This window comes from uncultured Tissierella sp. (assembly GCF_902479755.1).
Classification (GTDB): domain Bacteria; phylum Bacillota; class Clostridia; order Tissierellales; family Tissierellaceae; genus Tissierella; species Tissierella carlieri.
The window spans coordinates 1-23,766 of sequence record NZ_CABSQO010000016.1 but is presented as its reverse complement, the minus strand read 5'-3'; the positions used below and the strand labels follow the sequence as shown (position 1 = coordinate 23,766).

Below are 23,766 nucleotides of genomic sequence, written 5' to 3'. Positions count from 1 at the left end.
AGGTGAAATATATGGTTATTTTAAAATGGCTAAATACACAATTACTTAAAATGGAATGGCTTTTCAATCTAATTAAACTTCTTGTAGAAAATATTTTTGGCTTAGATATTCATAGTAGACTAGGTGGAAGCATCCACTTCTTCATCTATGATGTAATTAAGATATTTATCTTACTTTCAATATTGATATTTGGAATTTCCTATATTCAATCTTTTTTTCCACCAGAAAGAACTAGGAAGATACTAGGTAGATTCCATGGAATTACAGCAAATATCTTAGCTGCTTTACTTGGTACTGTTACACCATTTTGTTCCTGCTCTTCTATACCGTTATTCATTGGATTTACTAGTGCAGGCCTACCCATTGGTACTACATTTTCATTTTTAATTTCATCACCTTTAGTAGATTTAGCATCTATTATTCTATTGGCTAGTATATTCAATTGGAAAATAGCTATAGCATATGTTATAGTCGGTATAATCCTCGCTGTAGTTGGCGGAACAGTTATAAGTAAATTCAGATTAGAAAAATATGTGGAATCTTTTGTTTTTAACAATCCTGTACTTGATATAGCGGATCAGAAATTAGCAGTTATAGATAGAATAAACTTTGCTAAGGAGCAGGTATTAGATATTATAAAGAAAGTATGGATGTATATCTTTATAGGTGTTGGAATTGGAGCTGCCATCCATAACTATATTCCAGAATCTTTTATATCAGCAATACTAGGTCAAGATAAATGGTACTCTGTATTAATAGCTACCTTTGTAGGCATACCCATGTATGCAGATATATTTGGTACATTACCCATTGCAGAGGCATTAGTATTAAAAGGAGTAGGATTAGGAACAGCTCTATCTTTTATGATGGGTGTAACAGCACTTTCCCTTCCTTCAATGATTATGCTTTCTAAGGTTGTTAAGAGAAAGCTTCTAGGTATATTTATTGGTGTAGTTACTCTAGGAATACTTATTATAGGATATGCCTTTAATATATTTGGATATTTATTTATATGAATAAAATCCAGTCAAGATTAATTCTCTTGACTGGATTTTATTTTTACTAACATTTTCAAATCTATAAATATATACCATGTATAGATAATCATCTATCAATAAATATTGTAATTATATTTACATGTGCTATTGACAACGCTTTCCCAAGTGCATATAATTTATTATATAGACATATATCTATGTAGGGAGTGATTAAATGAAAGTTAATTATGAAGAAAACTCAAAAATTATTAAAGCATTATCAGATCCAAAGAGACTTCAAATACTTGATATATTATCTTGTGGTGAGATGTGCGCCTGTGATATATTAGAGCATTTTGACTTTTCTCAGCCTACCCTTTCTCACCACATGAAGGTTTTAATGGAGTCTAATCTAGTAAATATTAGAAAAGATGGGCTTTGGAATCACTATTCTTTAAATTTAATGGAATGTAATAAAATTATTCTATTTTTAATGAATATTATAACTGATACTGAAGATTGCATCTGTAAAGGTATATCAAAATGTGGCTGTAAATAAATAATAGGAGGGAACTAAGTATGAAAAAAATGATAATCTTTGACCCAGCTATGTGCTGTGCAACAGGAGTATGTGGACCATCTGTTGATAAGGAGCTTTTAAGAGTTGCAACTGTTATTAATAGGTTAGAAAAAAAAGGAGTATTAGTTGAAAGACATAATTTAACCAACAATCCTCAAATATTTGTGGATAATAAAATAGTAAATAAGATGTTAAATGATGAAGGTGTAGATGTTCTTCCTATTACAATAGTTGATGGAGAAGTCGTAAAAATAAAGGAATATCCAACTAATGAGGAATTTATAAAGATGCTGGAGATACCAAAGGAATATATCATGTCTGAATTAGAAGCTAGAAAATCTAAAAAGCAAAACAATGGCTGTTGTGGAGGAAAAGGATGTTGTTAAAATAGAAAAGAGGTGTATTATGTTTAAAGATTTTAATTTAAAAGATATAAACCTAACAAAATACTTATTTTTTACCGGAAAAGGTGGCGTTGGAAAAACCTCAACTGCTTGTGCTATTGCAGTTGCTTTAGCTGATGAGGGTAAAAGAATTATGCTTATCAGTACTGACCCTGCTTCAAACCTTCAAGATGTATTTGAAACAGAGTTAAATAATAAAGGTGTGCCTATAGATGAAATCCCTAATCTAGTAGTAGCCAATTTTGACCCAGAAGATGCTGCTGCTGAATATAAGGAATCTGTATTATCACCATATAGAGGTAAGCTACCAGAAGTTGTACTAAAAAATATGGAAGAGCAGCTTTCAGGTTCATGTACAGTTGAAATAGCAGCTTTCAATGAATTCTCTGGTTTTATAACTGATGAAAAAACAGCCGAAGAATATGATCATATTATATTTGATACTGCACCAACAGGTCATACACTAAGGATGCTTCAACTTCCATCAGCATGGACTAATTTCATTAGCGAAAGCACTCATGGCGCATCATGTTTAGGCCAATTATCAGGACTTGAAGCTAAAAAGGAAGTCTATAAAAATGCAGTAGAGAATCTAGCGGACAAAGAAAAAACTACACTTATACTAATCTCCCGACCTGAAGTATCGACTTTAAAAGAAGCTGATAGAGCTTCTAATGAGCTAAAAGACATCGGAATAAGTAATCAGCTTCTAATAGTTAATGGAGCCCTTAGAGATCATGATGATTATCTTTCTAATGCTATTTTTGACAAACAACAAAATGCATTAAAAGAAATACCAGAAGGACTTAAAAATATTGAAACCTATAAAATTCCTTTAAGACCTTATAATATGACGGGTTTGGAAAACCTAAGAGCATTTTTTAAAAGTGATAATATTAAATATAATGATGATAAATTAACTGTTGATAATATCCCTTCACTTAATATTATAATAGAAGATTTATATAGAAGAGATAAAAAGGTTATCTTTACTATGGGTAAAGGTGGAGTCGGTAAAACTACAATAGCTGCTACTATTGCTGTTGAATTAGCTAAAAAAGGAAAGAAGGTTCATTTAACAACAACCGATCCTGCAGCACATTTAAACTTTGTTATAGATGAAAGTTACGGAATTACAATAAGTAATATAGATGAAAAGAAAGAACTAGAAAAATATCAAGAAGAAGTACTAAATAAAGCTAAGGAAACCATGACTGATGATGATATTGCTTATATTGAAGAAGATTTAAGATCTCCTTGTACTCAAGAAATTGCAGTATTTAGAGCCTTTGCTGAAATAGTAGAACGTTCACAAAATGAAGTAGTAGTCATCGATACAGCTCCAACAGGTCATACTCTGTTATTATTAGAATCCACACAAAGCTATAATAGAGAAATTGCACGAACACAAGGAGATATACCTGAGTCAGTTAAGAAGTTATTGCCTAAGTTAAGAGATAGTAGTCAAACCGAAGTTATAATAGTTACACTTGCTGAAACCACTCCTGTTCATGAAGCTATGGGATTACAGGAGGACTTAAATAGGGCTGGTATCTATAGTAAATGGTGGATTATTAACTCAAGCTTCTATGCAACTAATACAACTAATGAAATCTTAAAAGTAAAGGCAAGTAATGAGATACAATGGATTAATAAAGTAAATGAGATATCTGACGGAGATTTTGCAGTGATTAAGTGGATCCCAGAAGAAGTAAAGGGTCAAAATCTAAGTAAGCTCTTAAAATAGAGCTTACTTAGATTCAAATTAGTAATTTCATATGAAAGGGGAATATAGATATGGCAAAAGAAAATCTACAATCAGGAATTAGTTTCTTTGAAAAATACCTTACATTATGGGTTGCTATATGTATGGTGGTAGGAGTACTTATCGGAGTCTATCTCCCAAATATACCTGAATTTTTAAGTAAGTTTGAATATGCAAGTGTTTCTATACCAGTAGCTATTCTTATATGGTTAATGATTTATCCAATGATGTTAAAGGTTGATTTTCATAGTATAAAAAGAGTTGGTGAAAATCCAAAAGGACTTATAATTACATGGGTTACAAACTGGTTGATTAAACCATTTACAATGTACGCGATAGCAGTATTTTTCTTTAATGTAGTATTTAAAAGCGTTATATCCCCCGACTTAGCAAAGGATTATCTTGCAGGGGCAGTACTTTTAGGAGCAGCACCTTGTACTGCTATGGTATTTGTTTGGAGTCATTTAACTAAAGGTGACCCAGCGTATACTCTTGTTCAAGTGGCCACAAATGACCTTATAATATTAGTTGGATTCGTTCCTATAGTTGCTTTCTTATTAGGTATGAGTGATATATCAATTCCGTGGGCCACATTATTTTTATCAGTTGTATTATTTGTAGTTATACCACTATCTGCTGGTTGGATTTCAAGGGTAGTTATCACTAAAAATAAAGGATTAGAATACTTTGAAAAAACCTTTATTCCAAAGTTTAGTAATGTTACAATAATAGGACTTTTATTAACTTTAATAATTATATTCTCTTTCCAAGGTCAAATAATCGTTGATAATCCTATGAATATAGTATTGATAGCAGTACCTCTAATAATACAGACATTTCTTATATTCTTTGTTGCTTATTTATGGGCGAAAGCATGGAAATTACCTCATGATGTGGCTGCACCAGCAGGTATGATTGGAGCATCAAATTTCTTTGAACTAGCAGTAGCAGTAGCTATTTCTTTATTTGGATTGAAATCTGGAGCAGCAATAGCAACTGTAGTAGGTGTACTTGTTGAAGTTCCAGTAATGCTTACTCTTGTAAGGATAGCAAATAATACAAGGGGATGGTTTAATAAAGCTAAATAATCTTTATTTGGAGGAATACTAAATGAAAAAGAAGGTTGCTTTTATATGCGTTCACAATTCATGCCGTTCTCAAATGGCAGAAGGCTGGGCGAAAAAATTAGGTAGTGATATATTGGAAGTATATTCAGCAGGAACTGAAAATTATCCAAAAGTAAAGCCCTTGGCAGTACAAGTAATGGAAGAAGCAGGTATAGATATGAGTGGTCACTATCCTAAGTTATTATCTAATATACCCGAGGAAGTAGATATTCTTATAACTATGGGATGTAATGTAGTGTGTCCCTTTGTTCCAAATAGTCATATCGAGGATTGGGGGCTAACAGACCCATCTGGTGGACTCATTGAAGACTATCGGGAAACTAGAGATATAATAAAGGAAAAAGTGGAAGATTTGATTAAAAGAGTTAGAAACAATGAAATTTAGTAAGCATACATTTATAATATTAAAAGGCTTTGAACAATTGAAAGTGTTCAAAGCCTTTTTTCTGAAAGTATAGATAAATATGGCATTCTATCAAGCTATAGCTAAATTAGAAATGCTTATTACATCATAAGAGATTATTTTAATATTTCTTGAGATGTCATACATTATACTAAAATTGCTTACCTGTATGATGTTTGTGTTTTGCTATGAATAATATGATAACATAAAACTGACGACATAATCACAGCCTCCAAAATTCAGAGAGTATATTTAATCATTTTTCTTTATAATCTAGATGCCATATCCATAAAAATCATAAGTATCATTATCACTTTATTTATTCAACATTTTTACCGAGAATAACCAAACATTTTATTATTGTACCGAAATTTTTCGCCTTCGAAATACATGCCAATCTAACAATAAACGTTAGTAATTATCTGATACTGTCCCTTACTCATAAATCACCTAGGCACAACGAAACGTATTGCCTCAAGTAAAATGATCAATCTGAAATTTAATTATGGAAAGTAAAATACAAATTGCTATTATGATATGATTATCTGCAAATAAATAACCTTATAAAAGGGCATTGGAGGTCAAGCCAATTGATTATAGGTATGTTATTCTATTTATAAGGAGGTGCTTAGATATGCACGCATGGGAACAAATACAAATAACCATAGACTATATTGAGGAACATCTTTCAGAGGAAATTAAAATTGCTGCTCTTGCCAAACTTGCTTCACTGTCTCAATTTTATTATCAAAGGCTGTTCAGTCGATTAGTCAAAAAGCCAGTGAATGAATATATTAAGCTACGCCGTCTTGCAAAAGCATCTGAAGGTTTGCAAGATAACAATGAGCGAATTCTGGATATCGCTTTAGATTTTGGCTTTTCATCTCACGAAACTTTCACACGAGCCTTTAAAGATGCCTTTGGAATGACTCCAGAGGAATACCGTACCAATCCAGTTCGTCTAAATCATTTTGTGAAACCCCAGCTGTTACTGAATTATACCCTTGTGGACGAGAATGTTCCTTTGGTTTCTGATGGAATTGTTCTTGAAATTACACAAAGAAATATTTCATCTCCCCAATATTTTATTGGACTTATATTAGAAGAACCAATTGATCAGATGCCCGGTAGCGGTAATACTGGTGTAGATGCACTTGGAAAGCTATGGGATATTTTTCACGAAAGTAAACCGACTATTGAAGGGTTAAAAGAGGGTGGTGACGAACTTGGTGTTACTTATATGGGAACCAAGGATGGCTATTACCGTTATTTTGCTGGAGCTGAGGCTTCTTCTAATGAAGAGGTTCTAGGTTTTTCCTCATGGGAATTACCTAAAGGAGAATATATAGTCTGTTCTTTTGAGGCGGAAGACTTTGAACATCTTGTAATGGATGCAATATACAAGGCTCATAAATATATGTTTGAAACATGGCTCCCAAATCATAAGCTTATTTCTAAACCTTTTGCAATTGAACGCTATACAAACCATAGTCCAGATACAACTAGTATGGAGGTATGGGTAATGCCTATACCCGAAGAATAACTCTTGTAGAAAAGGAGGGAAAAGTATGAAGTGGAGCGCATTATATGGTCCAAATAATCAGCCTTCATTAGATGAAATCAATAGATATGTGAATACTCAGCTTTGGCAAAGGTTGAATTTGTTTTTACAAAGTATTTATCATATTAATCCAAAACTATATTACAGCCAGTGCTCCATGCAGCCCGGTTGGAATGTGAAATACCGAAAATATGGAAAATCCTTATGTACACTTTATCCCATGTCAGGATTCTATATTGCTCTTATAGTAATCAGCAATAAAGAGAGTCTTGAAACCCAATTAATGCTCCCATCCTATGCCAAATACACACAAAACCTATATCAGAACACTACTTCTTCTCATGGAAGCCGCTGGTTAATGATTAAAGTTACAGAACCTAAGGTTCTGGATGATGTAATCAGTCTAATTCAAATACGGGTAAAATCAACATGACACAGAGGGACGGTTCTTCTGTGTCATGTTCTTCTTATTATACTAAAACTAATTCCTGTCAGTCTCTCGATTTGTCTTATTGATAATCCTCTATCCTTTAATTTTTTAATGACTTTATCTCTTTTTTCTTTTTCGAGTTTTTGAATTCCAATTGTATCCTCTACTCCAAATAATTCCATTATAATTTTTCTTGCTTCATTATCATCTATTCTTAGTGACTTCTCATATTCAAGGCATTTATCATTATTTTCTTCATAGTTGAATTTTTCAAACGCTGCTATTGCACCTTTTTCATCCTGTCCGAAGAATCCTAGTGCAAATTTAGCATCACAGATTCCCTCTTTTCCTAGATATTCATTATAGCTACTCCAAGGATATCTTCCTATCTCTCTTTCAATACCTGCCTTAATAGGATTTTGGTGAATATATCTTAGTACAGTTAAAAAATATTCATCATTTTCTACTACCTCAGATTTATATCTATCTTGAAATAGATGTCCAGTTCTACTATATTTTCCATTGTACCAATAGACATAGCTTGCTCCTATTCTTCTAAAGACTATTCCAAGGTCTTCTTTTCCTTCTTTCATTAGCAAATGTATATGATTGCTCATGAGACAATAGGCATATATCTCGTACTCACATACTCCTTTATACTCTCCAATACTTTGGATTAATCTTTCATAATCCTCATTATCTTCAAATATTATTTGTCCATTTATCCCCCGCAGCATCACATGATATATTCCTGTATCACTTTTTTCTCTTGACTTTCTTGGCATAGAAATCACCTCTATTTTAGCTTAGCATAAACCATAGGCGATAACAATATAAAATGACACAGGAGAACCGTCCCCTTGTGTTATTACTCACTTACTAGCTTATATGCTGATATTTTACGAATGCTATAAGTAATAAGCATTGATGTAATATAAGATATAATTACAATAGCAATACTAAATGAAATAATCCAAAGAGTATTTATTATATAATTTGCTTTCATAACACCCATTGACCTCTGCGCTATTGACATAATTTTATTTCCTTGTGTCATTCCCGCTATAGTCCCTATAAATACCCCAATAATTACAGGAGGCATAAAGCCAAAGGAAATCTGATTCATAAGCTGGAATGTTGTAAATCCAACTGCTTTTTGTATTCCTATTTCATGTTTTCTTCTTATAATGGCTGAACTAATGATAAGGTACAAAACAAAAACAACTACAGCCATTGTTATAATCAAAATTGCAATTCCAACCTTTGAAACAATGGATATATAGATTCCTATACTCTGTTCCATATTCTTATCTGCATCTACTATTGTCATTATAGAGTCTCCATATGAATTTTCAAGGATCTTTATAAATTCAGGGACATCTGCTCCTTTATTCAGATATATTTGTAGATTTTGCTGTTTAAAATCTGGGTTAAGCTTAAGTATTGAATCATATGTCATAAAGATTTTCATAAGCCCCCTATTAATGCCTTGAGATAAACCTGTAATAATAAATTCTACTTCTCTCTCACCATTCTTTAATGTAATATTATCTCCAATATTCTTTTGAAGCATCTCTGCCAAATGCCCCGAGATAACTACCTCATTTATATGAATAGGATACCTTCCCTCATAGATTATATCAGTTTCCTTCTTAGAATAGTCCTCCATAACATAGGTAAGGGTGTCATTATCATCTATTTTAACCATGGTTTCATCTATGAATTGAACTTTTCTCACACCATCTAAATTCCGTATTTTCTTTACCAGTTGATCAGTATCAGCATCATCATTTAACACAGCCATAACATTTGAAAGTTCAACTCCCGGAATCTCATTAAATGCCTTAGTATCAATTGCTGAATTATAGAACATTATAACTGCAAAGGTACTGGAAAAAGATACTGCTATCAATATTGTTCCTATCATAATACTCTGTTTCATATTCTGGAACATTGATTTAAAGGCAAGGACAATAGTTAAATTACGCTTCGATTTATGGAGAGGTAGATAATTTTTACGGAAATTATGTGTTATTATACCGCCTCTCAAAGCTATGATGGGATGAAGTCTTCGAACACGTGCTGCACTGATTAAAGTTACCATTACTACTGCCAATAGAATTATGCCCAAGGTAATTCCGCTGATTATACCATCAAATCCTTGTACCCAATGTAATCCAGACTGACTTTCAAATATAAGAGAATACATAGGAATTGTAAAATAGGACATACCTATTCCCCCTATACTGCCTGCAAATGCTATTAAAAGAAACTGTAGAGCAATGGAATATATAATTTGTCTGCTAGTATAACCTATGGCCTTTAATGAACCGATTTTCATCATATCCTCTTCTATATTGTTATTGATTTTAAACCTGATAACTATCAAGCATACAGCCGCAACAATAGCAGAAAAGACTACTATCATCGCTGCCGTCATACTTGCCATCATAGTACGAGACAGCTGTATAATAGGTAAGTCTATACTCAATACTGACCTTGTCATCATATTATCCTGTTCAATCAATTCTCTGATTCCTGTTTCAAGGGATTTATCGTTTTTAATAAGATTAGTAAAAACAACTGTACCTTTATAGCTATCGCCTAATATCTCTCTTACTTTTTCATAGGTTTCATGAGGCATATAAAGTCCCAAAACCCCAGTGTCTACAGAACTGAAAAACCCATCCTCTGTAAAACCTTTTATGGTAAACTCAATAATTGTATCATCAATTTTCATTTCAAATTCGTCATTAAGCTCATAGCCTCCGTCAACATTTAATACATATGGAACGTATATTGACATGGAATCTGTTGGCAAATACTCTCCTATAAGTTTCCATTTAGAAAGATTACGCTCCAAATCTCCATCATTTAAGAGAAATGCTAGCTCACGTGTATCACCATTATAAGGTATGGATGCCCAAGCATATAATGAATCAAACTTTTCCATTTCTAAAACATTATGATTATTTCTAATATATCGATCTACTTCTTCATTATATAGGTTCATACCTATTATATGATAAGCATCAGATGTATTAAGTTCATCAGTTATTTTTTCAAAAAAGTTTCCGAAGTTTATAAACACAAGTAAACCTGCATTTAATAAAAACCCTGCCACTAAAAACATTATAAAAAGAGAAACTGTCTGTCCTTTAGATTTTCGTATATTTGCGAAACTTAACATAAAAATTTTCTTCATATTTACCACCCCATTTCGGCGAGAAATCCTTGGAGTTTAATATGCCGTTCTCTATCACCACTTATATACTTTCCTAAGTCACAAACTCCATGAATAACACCGTCACGCATATATAGAATTCTATTTCCCCTCCTAGCTGATTTTAAATCATGGGTAACCATGATGACACTTTGTCCTTTGTTATTTACTTCAGTAAGCATATCAAGTACTGTTTTGCCTGCTGCTGAATTAAGAGAGCCTGTGGGCTCATCGGCAAAAACTACTTTTGGTTGATTAATCAATGCACGGACAATTGCAGCACGCTGAACCTCTCCCCCTGACAATTGGGTGGGAAATTTTCTCCATATTGTTTCATCTAATCCAACCTGTATAAGGAGTTCCTTTGCTCTTGCTGTAATTTCTTTTCTATTCTTGTTTAGGAGCAAACCGCTCATAAGTATATTATCCAATATACTCATATTATCCAAAAGAAACATTTGCTGAAATACAAATCCACAATTAGCCCTCCTAAAAACTGCCAGTTTATCATTGGATAGCTTTGTAATCTCCTCATCAAAAAATTTAATGGAGCCCAAAGTTGGTTTATCCATACCTGATAATGCATATAAAAGGGTAGATTTTCCTGCTCCAGATGAACCCATTATGATAGTAAAATCTCCTTCAAATATTTCAATATCCAGATTCTTAAGTAAATGCTGCTGCATTCCTCCGTTTGAAAAGGTCTTACAAAGCTTATTAGTTGATATAATCACATTTCTCATTGATTCCCTCCTACAAAAATAAGACTGTTAAAAGTTTGCTGCATTTAAAGCAGTTCATCTTTTACAGCCCTATTATATATTGTAAATCCTTAACCAGTCTTTAATCATTTCTTAACCAATTCTTAAATATTTAATGAGTTTAATTTTGCTGCATACTCACAGGTATATATTTCTTGAAATCCCAAACTGTCATATAAACTTTTAGCTCTATTCCCCACAACACAATAAAGAAAAACCGCCTCATTTCCTTCTGCAAGAATTTTATTGGAAATATATTTTACAAAGTTTCTTCCAATACCTTGCCCTTGTTTTTGTGATTTTACTGAAACACTCCCTATTTCGTTTCCATCAATATGAGCGTAACCAACTATTTCACTATTTCTAATATATACCAAGCGCTCATTTGATGTTTCAGCCCAGTATTGACGCATTTTATCATTAGGTTGTTCAATAACTGAATCAGGAAAATCACCTACACTAATCCGCATCTCATGAAAAGCCTTCGCATACATTTCGTGTGCAGATTCATAATCATCATCACAGTAATTTCTAATAAATAACTCTTGTACATCAAACTGGCTCCCTGAATACTTCATATAAACTGAAGAAAACTTCCTCGTATATCCATGTTTATTCGCAAATGCTTTTGAGTAAGAATTGTCAATTCGATATGTTGTCATAATTTGCTCAATGTCATTTTCATATAGTTTTTCCTCACACAGCTTAAGAGCATTAAATCCAATTCCATTACCTCTATAAGAGGGATTAATAAAAATATACAAAAATGCCCTCTTATTGATAATGATTTGTGCAATACCTACTAGTTTATCATAGTTATAAAGGCAATATATATTTTTTTCTCTATTATTATATGCCATTAGAAATTCAGCATCTGCATCTTCAAAATCAATAAGCTTATTTACTTTTTCATAATCAATATCAGACATTTCCTTGACTTTAATTTTCATGTTCTTTCCTTTCTCTAACTAAGTTAACATTATATATAATCTACATTTTCAATTCTAGTCTATCTATATGTCGGACACATTTTGTCATAATTTTCGACAACTTCGTTGAATGTAGTTTCTAATCCTTTTATAATATTTGCCATAGCTCTATTCCCTATCATATGAATAATCATACGCCAATTATAGCATAAAAGCCATGTTAAAAAAGGCTGTAAAAGATAGGCTGCATCTAAGACAGTTATCTTTTATGAAATACGTAATTTGAGAATTAAGACAAATCCACTATCTGTAGCTTTATATTCAATATCACCCTGCATTTTATTCATCAGATATTTGGAAATATATAGTCCAAGTCCTGTACCACTCTTCCCTATTGAATTTTTTCCACGATAGAATTTATTAAATAGAAGGGGTGCCTCTTCCGATGGTATACCCAACCCGTAGTCTTTAAACTCTAACTCAAGATACTGACCTTTTATATTTCCAATGATATTAATTGACGTATCTGCATATTTATATGAGTTACTTATTATGTTATCAATAACCTGTAAGAGCCTCAATCTATCTACCGAAACAATACATTCGGGAATTATAGATACTATAGCTCTGTTATTATAATCAGCATTTTTTATTAAATCATATAATTCTGTACTCCATATTTCTCCCGCTATAACCTTTAATTCTTGCAATTCTTCTAAAGTAGCATTAAATATATTATTTATAAGTATATTTATCTGATCTGCTTTTGAATTAATGATACCCAATTGTTTTTTATCTTCTTCACTATTAGATTTTACTATCATAATTTCAGAAACAGCCTTTATTGATGCAACAGGTGTCTTTATATCATGACTCAATGATGCCACCAGCTCCTTCTTGCTCTGACTGGCTTTTCTTTCGTTTTCCCTTGCTTTAGCCAGTTCCTCTCTCATTAAGTCAAAGCTTTCTGTAAATGCACCGAAGATATTACCTTCATCCATTTCAAGGGGCATATCTAATTCACCTGCCGCTACATGTCGGGCGAAAGCTTCCAGTTTGCGAAATGGTCTAAAAATAGTTCTGTCTATATACATTCCATAGGCAAGACAAAACAAAGTAATAGACGTTACGATTAGTAAAGAAGTCATAAGCAAATTATCTCTATGCTGTTTCCAAAGTTCATTTGTATTATTATAAATAATAAGCTTACCCAAAACTTTTGTATCAAGTAAAATATCAACTATTGTATCTCGATTATTTACAGCAGAATTTATATTCTCGTTAAGACCTTCTCTTGTTGCTCCTATGAAGTTTCCTTTATTATCCAAAACAACATAGTCAAGTCCATATTTTAAACAAGGTAAATCTAATTTATCTAGATTATCCCACTGTTTTGCCAAGGACTGGGTAATATCATTTACCACAACAGTATCAATTCTAATATCTTCGGTGTTATTGAAAAGATAAAGTATTATACTCATACCAATTAAAAAAATAGTAATTGCTAAAGCAGTTAATTTTTTAATATTCATCTTAAACTCCTAATCAGTTTCAAATACATAGCCTGTCCCCCATAAGGTTTTAATATAATGTGGTTCATTTGGATTTTCTTCGATTTTCTCACGAAGTCTTCTAATATGAACATTTAGTGTTCCATCACTGGTAATCGCGTCACCCCAAACCTTTTGAAAAAGTTCCTCTTTTGAAATATTACGGTTTCTGTTTTGAATTAAATAAGCAAGTAGTTTATATTCCATAGCCTTTAATCTAATTTCCTTATCATCATTCATAAGCTTTTCCATAATAAAGTCGATTTTAAAACTCCCAAAATAGAATATATCCTCGTATCCCCTGCATCGTTTCAATACAGCCCTGACTTTAGCTAAAAGAATATTCAATGAGTATGGCTTTTGAATATAGTCATCTCCACCTACATTAAGACCAAGTAGTACATCATCATCACTTGTTCTTGCACTTATGAAGAGGATAGGTATATCAGTTGTATTTCTCAATTTCTTGCATATTTCAAATCCTGAGGACTTCCCTAAGTTAATATCTAAAAGTATTAAATCCGTTTTATTTTGGCTTAAAAAATCAGAACACGCCCTTTCATCTGCTGCCCAAAAGGTTTTCACTCCAAACATATTGAAATATTCACAGGTACTTTGAGATAATGCTTCTTCATCATCAACTATTAAGCAGTCATATTTCACCATAGCACATCTTCCTCTCCAGAAAGTAAAAATCCATTTGCTTGCATTTTATCATATGTATACTAGGATGTAAATGTCTCTTGTTTTACAGCTTTATTGCACTTTTCTATAGTACATAGACAGTTCTTTTCTTTTTTTCATTATTGAAGTATAATGAATTTACATTTAATTGATTTTTTCAACATGCCTTGGGGCTAAACCTCCAAAACTGCTAAAAAATATTTATACAAATCTTTATGTTATCTGTCATAAATTAGTCTTGGAGAAATATGTAAATCTTAGAAACGCTTTTCTAATTAATACAGAGAGGAGAAGTGAAATAATGATAATCTCCGCATCTCGCAGAACAGATATACCTTGCCATTATTCTAGGTGGTTCATTAATCGTTTAAATGCTGGATATGTTTTGTCCCGGAATCCAATGAATCACAGACAAATCAGTAGAATAGATTTGTCTCCTGATGTAATTGACTGTATTGTATTTTGGACTAAGGATGCACAGAATATTATGGATAAGTTGCCCATACTTGATGGTTTGGGATATAAGTATTATTTTCAATTTACCCTCACCCCTTATGACAGTTCTATTGAGAGGAATCTGCGTAATAAATCGGATATAGAAGATACATTTATAGAACTCAGTAAAATAATTGGTAAAGAACGTGTCCTATGGAGATATGACCCTTTAATACTTAATGATGTTCTTGATATAACTTATCACAAGAAACAATTTGAAAGAATGTGCGATAAATTACATAACTTTACAGAAATAGTAACCATAAGTTTTGTAGACATGTATTCAAAGATTAAAACAAAGTCCATTCGTCCTACCTCTAAAGAGGAAATGGCAGAAATTAGTATCTTTATGAGTAAATGTGCCAAAGAGTACGGATTAACAATAAAAGCATGCTGTGAAAACATAAACTTGCAGATATATGGAATCCAAAAGGCTTCCTGCATAGATAAAGATGTTATTGAGCGTATTCTCGGAGAAAAACTTAATATTGTCGCTGACAAAAATCAGCGTGATAGCTGCGGCTGCTTTAAAAGCTTTGACATTGGTGCATACAACACCTGTAAAAACGGATGTATTTATTGTTATGCAAATTACAGTGATTCATCTGTTGCCAAAAACTGCAGCAAACACAATCCAATGGGAGAATTATTAATTGGTGAAGTAATAGATGATGAAAAAATTATAGATAGAAAAGTGAATTCTAATATCCTTAGGCAATTAAAGCTGTTTTAATGGCAGTATATACTCCTTCAAAATGTATAGAGTTTCCATATGTTTATAAAAATTATAGTTGAGTCCTTCAAAATACTGATGCCATGGGATTAACCCACGGCATCTTTTTAGACCTAATATTCTGTATTATTATCACAAAATAAGGGCAGATAAGATTATGCTAATAATTATGTAGTAATCATTTTTGTAATTTTGTATTTAATAGCTTAAATGCGTCCTCCATATATTCATTAGAAACTACCCGATATTTAAGCCATCCCCCCTCTCCACAAGGGTATTTATTGTCGCATATTTCTTGTGTATATGCAGATAATTCCCAATAGATTTTATCTATTTGTTTATTTGTTAATCGTATCATTATTGTAAATGCGTCTTTCTCAGCAAAAATATCACAGATATGTTCGTTTTTGGATTTGTGTTTTATTCCCCATCCATAATGATTTCCATAGGGAAAACGAATCTTAAATTCTGTTTTATACTTAAATAAAATCTCTTGATTAAGACATTCAAATAGCTCTCCTGTAATTCCGCAATACTTTATCATTTCGTTTAGGGAAGGTTCTTTTAATTTATCGAGCATACGTTCATACATAAGATATATCTCCTTGCTAAAAATGAATTCTCTTTTCAAATATAACATACAAAACTTAGACTGAGAAGACACAAATTACTATCTTTCCTAGTCTAATAATTTTAGAAAGTTAGTAAAAAAGATACCCTTGATTATATTATACAGTATGTTATAATGCTTAACTTCTCCCATAAAAATGGTATGGTTTGATATCGTACCCGACTTTGGACAGATACGGCGTAAATTTAAATCAAAATCTTACTGATAACAGGTTTTACTGGCATTATGCCTAAAATATATATATATTGATTACACCTTCTTAATTGGTAGCCATAGCTTCATTTCAGCCATTTCATCCGCTCCATAAAACCATTCTTTAGGAAAAATATGTTCTTCATAAAAGCATCGATGATTAAAGTCCAGCTCATAACCTCCGATTTCATTCATGCAGTCAAACATTATTTGAGATGATTTTTGCATGGATGTCCCGATATCTATTGTGCCATCATCGTGAAATTCGTTAAAAATTATATCTCCTATTAAAAACAAGCCTTGTGGCGCAGTACATATATCCACATCCTTACATAAATCGCTAATATCTTCGTTGTCGAATAGAATCATTTGTGCATAATATTCATGTTTAACAGGGCCTTCGTTTGATTTATGCTGCTCACCCTGTGGATGATGTCCTTTAGGTGCACATCCAATGTATCTTCTCATAGAATAATCCTTGATATTACTTTTCACCCAAGTGCGCATTAAATTCCATGCATGTTTTTCGGGATCAACTTGATCTGCAAAGAATGAGACCACTTGCTTGCCGACGAATTCCTCAATTTGTACTACTGGTTTTTTTCCCATATAAACATTTCCTCCGTTAATATTTATTTGGAACGAGATGGCTGGATAAGCCTTTGACACCCCTAATTTACGCACGGTGGTGGGTGACATTCCATGAAATTTTTGAAATGCTCGTGTAAATGAATCCGGGGAATCGTAGCCATATTTCAATGCAAGATCGATTACTTTTATGCTGGAACTTTTCAATTCATCAGCTGCCAATGCCATTTTCCTGTATCGAACATAATCTCCAATCGTCGTATCCGAAACCAAGGAAAATGTTCGTTGAAAACGTGTAAGTGAACAGCATGCAATACGTGCTGCAGTGGCATAATCAATCTTACCCTTAATATTCTCTTCGATATAACTTATCGCTTCATTTAACTTTGTTACCCACTCCATATTTATCTCCTCCGAAATAAATGTATCATAATCAGCCAGAAAATACCCTGCAAAATAAATTAATTGCTGCAAGGTTCATTATATACTATATAATCATTACTTCAAATGTCCATTATTAGCCATCCTATAACTATCTTAATTTATTGTATCATAAAACTCAGGCTAAAAAAGAAACAACTCTATATCTTTTTTAGCCTGATGAATTTGTGCTATTAGGTCAAAATAGATGCAGGTAAGATTATACTCATTATCGGGACACGGCATTATGCTGGCGAGTGTATACAAAGAATGTAATAGAAGCAGTTAATAGCGCCAGTGAAATCAAAACTGTAAGAATACTATATGTTTGCCAAATAAGTAACGTTGACCAATCGTATCCGAAGAACATCGGGAAAATCCAGCACATAATGCATATGGCAACAGTAACCATTAGCCAAACAACGGTTATGAATATTCTCTTTTTTGTTATTGATTGCCGATCATTCATTTTCTTTCTGCGTAACCCCAAAATAAAGAAAATGATAGTCAACAGGCAAACAATAATTGTGGTAAACGAAAGAATGATGTCCAAAAACTGTATGCCACTTATTTTATACGACTGCGTAAGATTGCCGTCCAATATATCTTTAATACCTTTTACCAGACCGATATTGGTATTAGCGCCGTTGGTTAGCAGGCAGAAGGCTGTTCGTTCATTTGGCAGTATTACCACTTCGGTTGAGAAATTGGGATTACCCCCCGAGTGCTCAATAATTGTTTTGTCAGCGTTTACCATCCATCCTGCCGCATAATACATTCCATTGACATCCGGTACAGATACGTCTCCATGATGTGATTTCATGATAACCGCTTTAAATACTTCAGGTATATCTTGTACACCACCCATCTGTATATTCATCCAATGCGCCATATCCTTTGTGCAGGACATGATATATCCCGCCGGTTTGTTACCGGCATAATCTGGGGCGTTATATGGGCTTGTTATAAAAAAAGAAGATCGGTAGCCCTGCGCCAGTTGCCCGGTTGCTTGGGCTTCTTCTTTATAAACATAAGTATGATATAAGCTCAAGGGGCGAAATACCTGCTCCGTCATAAAGCTTTCATAGCTTTGACCAGACACAACCTCAATAACCAAACCTAATACATCATAATTGACAGTTCCATACTCGTATTGCTCACCAGGGGCAAATGTCAGTTCAGCATCTACCAATGCTTCCACGGTTTTTCGCAACATATCTGGCGTACTGCCTTGCGGGATGCTTTGAATATGCTTTCGATTTGTCAAGCCGCTGGTATGGTGAAGAAAGTTATTAAGTGTAAAGCTCTGCATATCAACAGGCATACCTTTATACTCCATCGTAAGCCAAGGCAAATATTTCTGAACAGGGTCGGTCATGGACAGTAGTCCCTGCTCCTCTAACAGTAAAATGCCCACACCAGTAAAAGCCTTACTAACCGAAGCCAGCTCGTATAGAGTGTTTTCACTGGCGGGCAACCTTTTATCACGGTCTGCGTAGCCAGAGGAAAAGTAGAACATTTCCTCTCCAGTGATTATAGAAATTGACATACCCGGTACACCAGATATGCGACAGGCATCATCAAGCAATGCTTGTATTGCCGCAGATTGTGCATCCGATAGTGCATAAACTGGTGTTGCGAATCCTGTGAATAGCATAAGTGATGCTATCATGATAACGATGATCTTTTTCATTGAAACCTCCATTATAAAAAATACCTGTACGGATAATATAAATTATCTTCAACTTAGTATAACATAAAAAGATAGGACAAAACAGATGACATCTTGCATCTGTTTTATCCTATCATTCTGGCGGAGAGAGTGGGATTTGAACCCACGGTGCAGCTTGCACTGCACAACGGTTTTCGAGACCGCCACCTTCAACCTCTCGGACATCTCTCCCTATTATTTACCTTCATATTATAACATACAAAAATAAAATTTAACAGGTGAGGGAGCATTAAATTTATCTTCCATTTAATATTTATTTAAGCACAAATTAAAACCATAAGGATATTATATATATTAGATTGATATTTTTAAGAGAAGGGAGATCATCATGCTAGAAGCTTTTTTATTTGCATTATCATGCTCCTTAGATTCATTTGTAGCAAGTATTGCTTATGGAGCAAATAAGGTTAAAATACCTTTTTTATCAATACAAATCCTTAACCTTATTAGCACTTCAATATTGGCTCTATCTATATTTTGTGGGGCTATGGTAAGAAATATCCTTCCAGGTAACAGTGCCTTAATAATAAGTTTTGCCACTTTAGGATCATTAGGTTTATTTTATTTATTACAAGGTATTTCTAAAACCTATATATCTAAAAATCAAGGATTAGTTAAAAAATATATATTTACATTATTTGATTTGACATTTGTAACTAATATATATATCAATCAAATAAAAAATGATTTAATAAATGTAGAAAAGATTAGCTTAAAAGAAATTCTCTATCTTGGAGTTGCACTTTCTATTGATGCTGTTGTTTTAGGTTTTGCCAGCGCTTTGGGATCAATTAATTTAAAACTTGTGGTGTTGTTTTCATTAATTACAAACTCAGTCTTTATATGGTTTGGATTACTTATTGGTAGAAAATTTGCCGAAAAATCAAAAATTAATTTATCTTGGCTCTCTGGCATAATCCTTATTTGTTTGGCAATCATTAAGTTAATATAGAAAAAGCATCAAAAACCACATACTAATATGTGGTTTTTGAACGCATTGATCGTAGGAAATATTTTAAAATTTCATTAGCCCATACAACTGCAGAAGCCATAATTATAATCTTTACCCAGACCGCAAATCTTAAAGGTACTGTATTAAAGAAATAATTATAATATGTCATAAATATTATCTGTGCACATCCTGTTGCAAGTAATGTTATCAATGCCAAATTATTTTTCCTAAAGTTAGGGATTATACTATTTAATCCAAATTCTCTGCAATTTAAAGCATTAAATAAAGCACTAAAAGCCAATAATGCGAATAATGATGTCTGCATTTCATTACCAACGTAAATACCAGCTTGGCTATAATTACTTGTTGATACCCCTAAAGGATTCCAAAACATTTGTATAAATAATATTAGAGTAATAAAAATTGAATTAACAATAATTGACTTTAACATAGTTTCCGAGATAATGTTACTATTTTTCTTAATAGGCTTTCTATTTAATAAATCTTCTCTTACTGGCTCTAAGCCTAAAGATAAGGCTGGCGGCCCGTCCATTATTATATTAATCCACAATAACTGTATTGTTGTAAAAGGCATATCTCTACCTATAATTTGAGAAATTATTGCTATTAAAAAAGCTACTATATTGACAGTTAACTGAAATTGAATAAATCTCTGAAAATTTTCATATATACCTCTTCCCCACTGTATTCCTCTTACTATAGTGCTAAAACTATCATCTGTTAAAATTATGCTAGCAGATTTTTTGGTTACTTCTGTACCAGCAATACCCATAGCTATACCTACATCTGCCTTTACTAATGCGGGGACATCATTTATTCCATCACCCGTTACTGCTACAACTTCACCATTATCTTGAAGGGCTTCTACTATCCTCATCTTTGTTTCAGGTTTTGATCTAGCTACTATTGAAATAGTCTTTATTTCCTCTCTTAGTTCCTGATCTGAGAGAGCATCTATAAAGGTTGATTCTACAGCTCTATTATTGTTCTCTAATAATCCTAGTTCATATCCAATAGCTACTGCTGTATTAATATTATCACCAGTTAGCATCTTAGTCTTCACTCCAGCTTTCTCTGCAATAGAAATTGCATCTTTTACATCAGGCCTTAGAGGATCTCTGATACCTACAAATCCTGTAAATATTAGATTCTTTTCATAAAGATCCACATTAGTGTTGTTAAATGTATTAATATTTGATTTAGATGTTTTTTTATAAGCAAACCCTAATGCTCTCATTGCTTGAACTTGAAGCTTTTTTATCTGTTCAACAATATATTGCTTTCTATCTTTTGTAAGTTTAACAATCTGACCATTTAAATATTCATATTCACAAGAATCTAAAATAATCTCAGGTGCCCCCTTAGATAAAAGTACATAATCCTCTCCTTCTCTAATAATTGTATCCATTCTCTTTGTCTTCGACGTAAAGGGAATCTGATAAGTAATATCTTTACTTTTCCTATATTCAAAATACTGCTTGTCTTCTAAATATACCAATAATGCACATTCTGTTGCACTTCCCATATATTGCCATTCCCTATTTATATACTTTATATCAGCTGTTGAATTTATTATACAGTTATCTATAAAGTAGCTCTCATTTGAATCATACTTTTCTTTATAGTCTCCATTAACAAAAACCTTTTCTACAGTCATTCTATTTTGTGTCAATGTTCCTGTTTTATCGGAACAGATAACTGAAATTGACCCTATTGTTTCACAAGATTCTTTTTTTGTTATCAATGCATTTATCTTTGCCATCTTCTGCATTGTAATAGCAAGAGTCATATTAATCATTGTAGGAAGCCCTTCAGGTACAGCAGCAACTACAAGGGCAACACAAACAACAAAGGCATTTTTCACTGGTTTAATTGAATTAAAAAACGGAATAATTCCAGAGCTATCAATAATAATTAATTTTTGAATAAGCATCTTTAATATCATAAATATAAATAATATTAGTGCAATGGAACCTGATAGTTTGGCAATGTTTTTACCTAAATCGCCTAATTTTATTTGGAGTGGTGTTTCATTATCTACCTCATTTATACTTTGAGCAATCTTGCCCATTTGAGTTGAATCACCTATTGCAGTTATTATCATTTTGCCTCTTCCGCTGGCAATAAGGGTACCACCAAATAGCATATTTATTTGTTTTGCTGGAACTGGTTCTTGAATTATAGTATTTCCTTTGACTTCAACCTTTTCCATCTCAACTATTATATCTGCATGCTTATCAACATCATCAGATTCACCAGTTAGCATATCCTCTCTTGCCTTTAGTCCCATTGACTCCAATATTCTACCATCAGCTGGAACAATATTTCCTGTCTCTAAGAGCACGATATCACCTGGGACTAAATCATTTTTTAATACAAGATTTACTTCTCCATTTCGAATACATTTAATAAAAATATTTTCCGTTATTTTAGATAATTCTTCAGCAGCTTGTTTAGATTTTTCTTCTGTTAAGTACCCAATTACAGAACCTAAAGTTATAGCCAAAATTATTCCAATTGCATCTATGTACTCTCCAATTAAAAAACTTATGGCTGCTGCAATCAAAAGTATAATTATCAGAGGATCTGATAAATCATCCCAGGATGAACTTGTCTTACTTTTTGAAAACTCGTTTGGTCCATATTTCTCCTGTGCTGCTTTAATATCTAGATCACTCAAACCATTCTTTTCATCTGACATAAGTTCTTCTATAACTTCCGTCCTATCCCTATTAAAATATATCATAACACCCCTCCTCAGTAGTAAACTAATATTTAATACAAAGTTATGCTACGACTTGTCCTTCTAATCATATGTGAATTTTTTTGATTTAATGCATCATTTTTTATTTTATGAAATTTATTTAAGGTAATTTATATAAAATAGAACAAAATAAGGCTTGCCATTCTTTAGAAAATGACAAACCCTATCTTATCTTTATATTAATAGAGCAAAAATTAAGCAGATTAACCCTATAGCAAACATTAGAAATTTGAAAGGGACTATACAAAGCATTATAATAATGCCTATTGTTCCAGATATTCTTCTTATCAGTATTCTTGTGTCGTTATTTCTGCTAAAGTATCTTCTCATAACTAACACTCCTATCCCTTTATACTATTTTATTCAAAGGAGTGAAAATTAGTTACAAAACAAGCTAATTTTTGCTAATTCTAGAGATTTACTTATTTTATTTTTCCCTAAATTGAGACCTAAATCATTAATCCTAGGATGATAAAATTAATATAAATATAGAAAGATTAACATTCCTCAAAATATCTAAAAATATTTAAACTTTTCCTTTGACAAATTTTATAAATCGTAGTATAATAAAAAAGGTTGTTTTTGACGACAGATATGGCCCCATGGTCAAGCGGTTAAGACATCGCCCTTTCACGGCGGTAACCCGGGTTCGAATCCCGGTGGGGTCACCAAAATTATAATTCACAATGCACAATTAAATAACGTTTTATTAGTCTTTTAAATTTCAATTGTGAACTGTGGAATGACAATTGTGAATTTAAACATTTGGCCTGGTAGTTCAGATGGTTAGAATGCCAGCCTGTCACGCTGGAGGTCGAGGGTTCGAGTCCCTTCCAGGTCGCCA

The 23,766-nt window shown here is 32.7% G+C and carries 20 protein-coding genes and 3 tRNA genes; 12 read left to right on the top strand and 11 right to left on the bottom strand.

Annotated elements, in window-relative coordinates; all coding sequences use genetic code 11:
* Positions 1-11: 11 nt before the first annotated feature.
* From RDK80_RS09935 to RDK80_RS09900, 8 genes are all read left to right on the top strand, one after another.
* Positions 12-1,016 carry a permease gene (locus RDK80_RS09935; RefSeq protein WP_094898755.1) on the top strand — a complete coding sequence of 335 codons (1,005 nt, stop codon included), beginning with the start codon at positions 12-14 and terminating at the stop codon, positions 1,014-1,016.
* Between the two features lie 196 nt (positions 1,017-1,212).
* Positions 1,213-1,536 (top strand): metalloregulator ArsR/SmtB family transcription factor, encoded by a 324-nt coding sequence (locus RDK80_RS09930; RefSeq protein WP_094898754.1) that lies wholly within the window; start codon positions 1,213-1,215, stop codon positions 1,534-1,536.
* Positions 1,537-1,556: 20 nt separating this feature from the next.
* A complete protein-coding gene (gene arsD / locus RDK80_RS09925; RefSeq protein ID WP_094898753.1) occupies positions 1,557-1,943 on the top strand; it encodes an arsenite efflux transporter metallochaperone ArsD in 387 nt (128 codons plus the stop codon).
* A gap of 19 nt (positions 1,944-1,962) precedes the next feature.
* The gene (gene arsA, locus RDK80_RS09920) at positions 1,963-3,708 is read left to right on the top strand and encodes an arsenical pump-driving ATPase (protein ID WP_308524181.1); all 1,746 of its coding nucleotides are present in this window, start codon (positions 1,963-1,965) and stop codon (positions 3,706-3,708) included.
* Between the two features lie 50 nt (positions 3,709-3,758).
* A complete protein-coding gene (gene arsB / locus RDK80_RS09915; RefSeq protein WP_094898752.1) occupies positions 3,759-4,814 on the top strand; it encodes an ACR3 family arsenite efflux transporter in 1,056 nt (351 codons plus the stop codon).
* 22 nt (positions 4,815-4,836) lie between these two features.
* Positions 4,837-5,238, top strand: a complete 402-nt coding sequence (locus RDK80_RS09910) for an arsenate reductase ArsC (RefSeq protein WP_094898751.1) — start codon at positions 4,837-4,839, stop codon at positions 5,236-5,238.
* Positions 5,239-5,830: 592 nt separating this feature from the next.
* A complete protein-coding gene (locus RDK80_RS09905; RefSeq protein WP_308524180.1) occupies positions 5,831-6,799 on the top strand; it encodes a helix-turn-helix domain-containing protein in 969 nt (322 codons plus the stop codon).
* Positions 6,800-6,824: 25 nt separating this feature from the next.
* Positions 6,825-7,250: a DUF3788 domain-containing protein gene (locus RDK80_RS09900; RefSeq protein ID WP_308524179.1), complete on the top strand. Its 426-nt coding sequence runs from the start codon at positions 6,825-6,827 to the stop codon at positions 7,248-7,250.
* Between the two features lie 23 nt (positions 7,251-7,273).
* Here the strand turns inward: RDK80_RS09900 and RDK80_RS09895 are convergent, their stop codons facing one another.
* From RDK80_RS09895 to RDK80_RS09870, 6 genes are all read right to left on the bottom strand, one after another.
* The gene (locus tag RDK80_RS09895; RefSeq protein ID WP_308524178.1) at positions 7,274-8,032 is read right to left on the bottom strand and encodes a transposase; all 759 of its coding nucleotides are present in this window, start codon (positions 8,030-8,032) and stop codon (positions 7,274-7,276) included.
* Between the two features lie 83 nt (positions 8,033-8,115).
* Positions 8,116-10,452 (bottom strand): ABC transporter permease, encoded by a 2,337-nt coding sequence (locus RDK80_RS09890; RefSeq protein WP_308524177.1) that lies wholly within the window; start codon positions 10,450-10,452, stop codon positions 8,116-8,118.
* A 2-nt stretch (positions 10,453-10,454) separates the two neighbouring features.
* Positions 10,455-11,213: an ABC transporter ATP-binding protein gene (locus RDK80_RS09885; protein WP_308524176.1), complete on the bottom strand. Its 759-nt coding sequence runs from the start codon at positions 11,211-11,213 to the stop codon at positions 10,455-10,457.
* Between the two features lie 122 nt (positions 11,214-11,335).
* Positions 11,336-12,181 (bottom strand): GNAT family N-acetyltransferase, encoded by an 846-nt coding sequence (locus RDK80_RS09880; protein WP_308524175.1) that lies wholly within the window; start codon positions 12,179-12,181, stop codon positions 11,336-11,338.
* Positions 12,182-12,426: 245 nt separating this feature from the next.
* Positions 12,427-13,692: a HAMP domain-containing sensor histidine kinase gene (locus RDK80_RS09875; protein ID WP_308524174.1), complete on the bottom strand. Its 1,266-nt coding sequence runs from the start codon at positions 13,690-13,692 to the stop codon at positions 12,427-12,429.
* A 9-nt stretch (positions 13,693-13,701) separates the two neighbouring features.
* Positions 13,702-14,376, bottom strand: a complete 675-nt coding sequence (locus RDK80_RS09870) for a response regulator transcription factor (protein WP_308524173.1) — start codon at positions 14,374-14,376, stop codon at positions 13,702-13,704.
* Positions 14,377-14,695: 319 nt separating this feature from the next.
* On the opposite strand from RDK80_RS09870, the gene RDK80_RS09865 reads away from it, so the two are divergent.
* Positions 14,696-15,622, top strand: coding sequence for a DUF1848 domain-containing protein (locus RDK80_RS09865; RefSeq protein WP_308524172.1), 927 nt, complete (start codon positions 14,696-14,698; stop codon positions 15,620-15,622).
* A 178-nt stretch (positions 15,623-15,800) separates the two neighbouring features.
* On the opposite strand, the gene RDK80_RS09860 is transcribed toward RDK80_RS09865, so the two are convergent.
* From RDK80_RS09860 to RDK80_RS09845, 4 genes are all read right to left on the bottom strand, one after another.
* A complete protein-coding gene (locus RDK80_RS09860) occupies positions 15,801-16,214 on the bottom strand; it encodes a DUF3788 domain-containing protein (protein WP_094898742.1) in 414 nt (137 codons plus the stop codon).
* Between the two features lie 288 nt (positions 16,215-16,502).
* A complete protein-coding gene (locus RDK80_RS09855; RefSeq protein ID WP_308524171.1) occupies positions 16,503-17,435 on the bottom strand; it encodes an AraC family transcriptional regulator in 933 nt (310 codons plus the stop codon).
* 247 nt (positions 17,436-17,682) lie between these two features.
* Positions 17,683-19,146: a serine hydrolase gene (locus RDK80_RS09850; RefSeq protein WP_308524170.1), complete on the bottom strand. Its 1,464-nt coding sequence runs from the start codon at positions 19,144-19,146 to the stop codon at positions 17,683-17,685.
* Positions 19,147-19,264: 118 nt separating this feature from the next.
* Positions 19,265-19,356 (bottom strand) — tRNA-Ser (locus RDK80_RS09845).
* Positions 19,357-19,513: 157 nt separating this feature from the next.
* Between RDK80_RS09845 and RDK80_RS09840 the strand changes: the two genes are divergently transcribed.
* Positions 19,514-20,137: a manganese efflux pump gene (locus RDK80_RS09840; protein WP_094898738.1), complete on the top strand. Its 624-nt coding sequence runs from the start codon at positions 19,514-19,516 to the stop codon at positions 20,135-20,137.
* Positions 20,138-20,159: 22 nt separating this feature from the next.
* Here the strand turns inward: RDK80_RS09840 and RDK80_RS09835 are convergent, their stop codons facing one another.
* Positions 20,160-22,904, bottom strand: coding sequence for a calcium-translocating P-type ATPase, PMCA-type (locus RDK80_RS09835; RefSeq protein ID WP_094898737.1), 2,745 nt, complete (start codon positions 22,902-22,904; stop codon positions 20,160-20,162).
* A 614-nt stretch (positions 22,905-23,518) separates the two neighbouring features.
* Between RDK80_RS09835 and RDK80_RS09830 the strand changes: the two genes are divergently transcribed.
* Positions 23,519-23,593: transfer RNA gene (locus RDK80_RS09830), tRNA-Glu, on the top strand.
* Between the two features lie 96 nt (positions 23,594-23,689).
* Positions 23,690-23,766: transfer RNA gene (locus RDK80_RS09825), tRNA-Asp, on the top strand.

Bases quoted from the DNA above. Each gene is read 5' to 3' on its own strand.
- RDK80_RS09935 (WP_094898755.1), top strand. From the start codon at position 12: ATGGTTATTTTAAAATGGCTAAATACACAATTACTTAAAATGGAATGG.
- RDK80_RS09930 (WP_094898754.1), top strand. From the start codon at position 1,213: ATGAAAGTTAATTATGAAGAAAACTCAAAAATTATTAAAGCATTATCA.
- arsD (WP_094898753.1), top strand. From the start codon at position 1,557: ATGAAAAAAATGATAATCTTTGACCCAGCTATGTGCTGTGCAACAGGA.
- arsA (WP_308524181.1), top strand. From the start codon at position 1,963: ATGTTTAAAGATTTTAATTTAAAAGATATAAACCTAACAAAATACTTA.
- arsB (WP_094898752.1), top strand. From the start codon at position 3,759: ATGGCAAAAGAAAATCTACAATCAGGAATTAGTTTCTTTGAAAAATAC.
- RDK80_RS09910 (WP_094898751.1), top strand. From the start codon at position 4,837: ATGAAAAAGAAGGTTGCTTTTATATGCGTTCACAATTCATGCCGTTCT.
- RDK80_RS09900 (WP_308524179.1), top strand. From the start codon at position 6,825: ATGAAGTGGAGCGCATTATATGGTCCAAATAATCAGCCTTCATTAGAT.
- RDK80_RS09895 (WP_308524178.1), bottom strand. From the start codon at position 8,032: ATGCCAAGAAAGTCAAGAGAAAAAAGTGATACAGGAATATATCATGTG.
- RDK80_RS09890 (WP_308524177.1), bottom strand. From the start codon at position 10,452: ATGAAGAAAATTTTTATGTTAAGTTTCGCAAATATACGAAAATCTAAA.
- RDK80_RS09885 (WP_308524176.1), bottom strand. From the start codon at position 11,213: ATGAGAAATGTGATTATATCAACTAATAAGCTTTGTAAGACCTTTTCA.
- RDK80_RS09880 (WP_308524175.1), bottom strand. From the start codon at position 12,181: ATGAAAATTAAAGTCAAGGAAATGTCTGATATTGATTATGAAAAAGTA.
- RDK80_RS09875 (WP_308524174.1), bottom strand. From the start codon at position 13,692: ATGAATATTAAAAAATTAACTGCTTTAGCAATTACTATTTTTTTAATT.
- RDK80_RS09870 (WP_308524173.1), bottom strand. From the start codon at position 14,376: ATGGTGAAATATGACTGCTTAATAGTTGATGATGAAGAAGCATTATCT.
- RDK80_RS09865 (WP_308524172.1), top strand. From the start codon at position 14,696: ATGATAATCTCCGCATCTCGCAGAACAGATATACCTTGCCATTATTCT.
- RDK80_RS09860 (WP_094898742.1), bottom strand. From the start codon at position 16,214: ATGTATGAACGTATGCTCGATAAATTAAAAGAACCTTCCCTAAACGAA.
- RDK80_RS09855 (WP_308524171.1), bottom strand. From the start codon at position 17,435: ATGGAGTGGGTAACAAAGTTAAATGAAGCGATAAGTTATATCGAAGAG.
- RDK80_RS09850 (WP_308524170.1), bottom strand. From the start codon at position 19,146: ATGAAAAAGATCATCGTTATCATGATAGCATCACTTATGCTATTCACA.
- RDK80_RS09840 (WP_094898738.1), top strand. From the start codon at position 19,514: ATGCTAGAAGCTTTTTTATTTGCATTATCATGCTCCTTAGATTCATTT.
- RDK80_RS09835 (WP_094898737.1), bottom strand. From the start codon at position 22,904: ATGATATATTTTAATAGGGATAGGACGGAAGTTATAGAAGAACTTATG.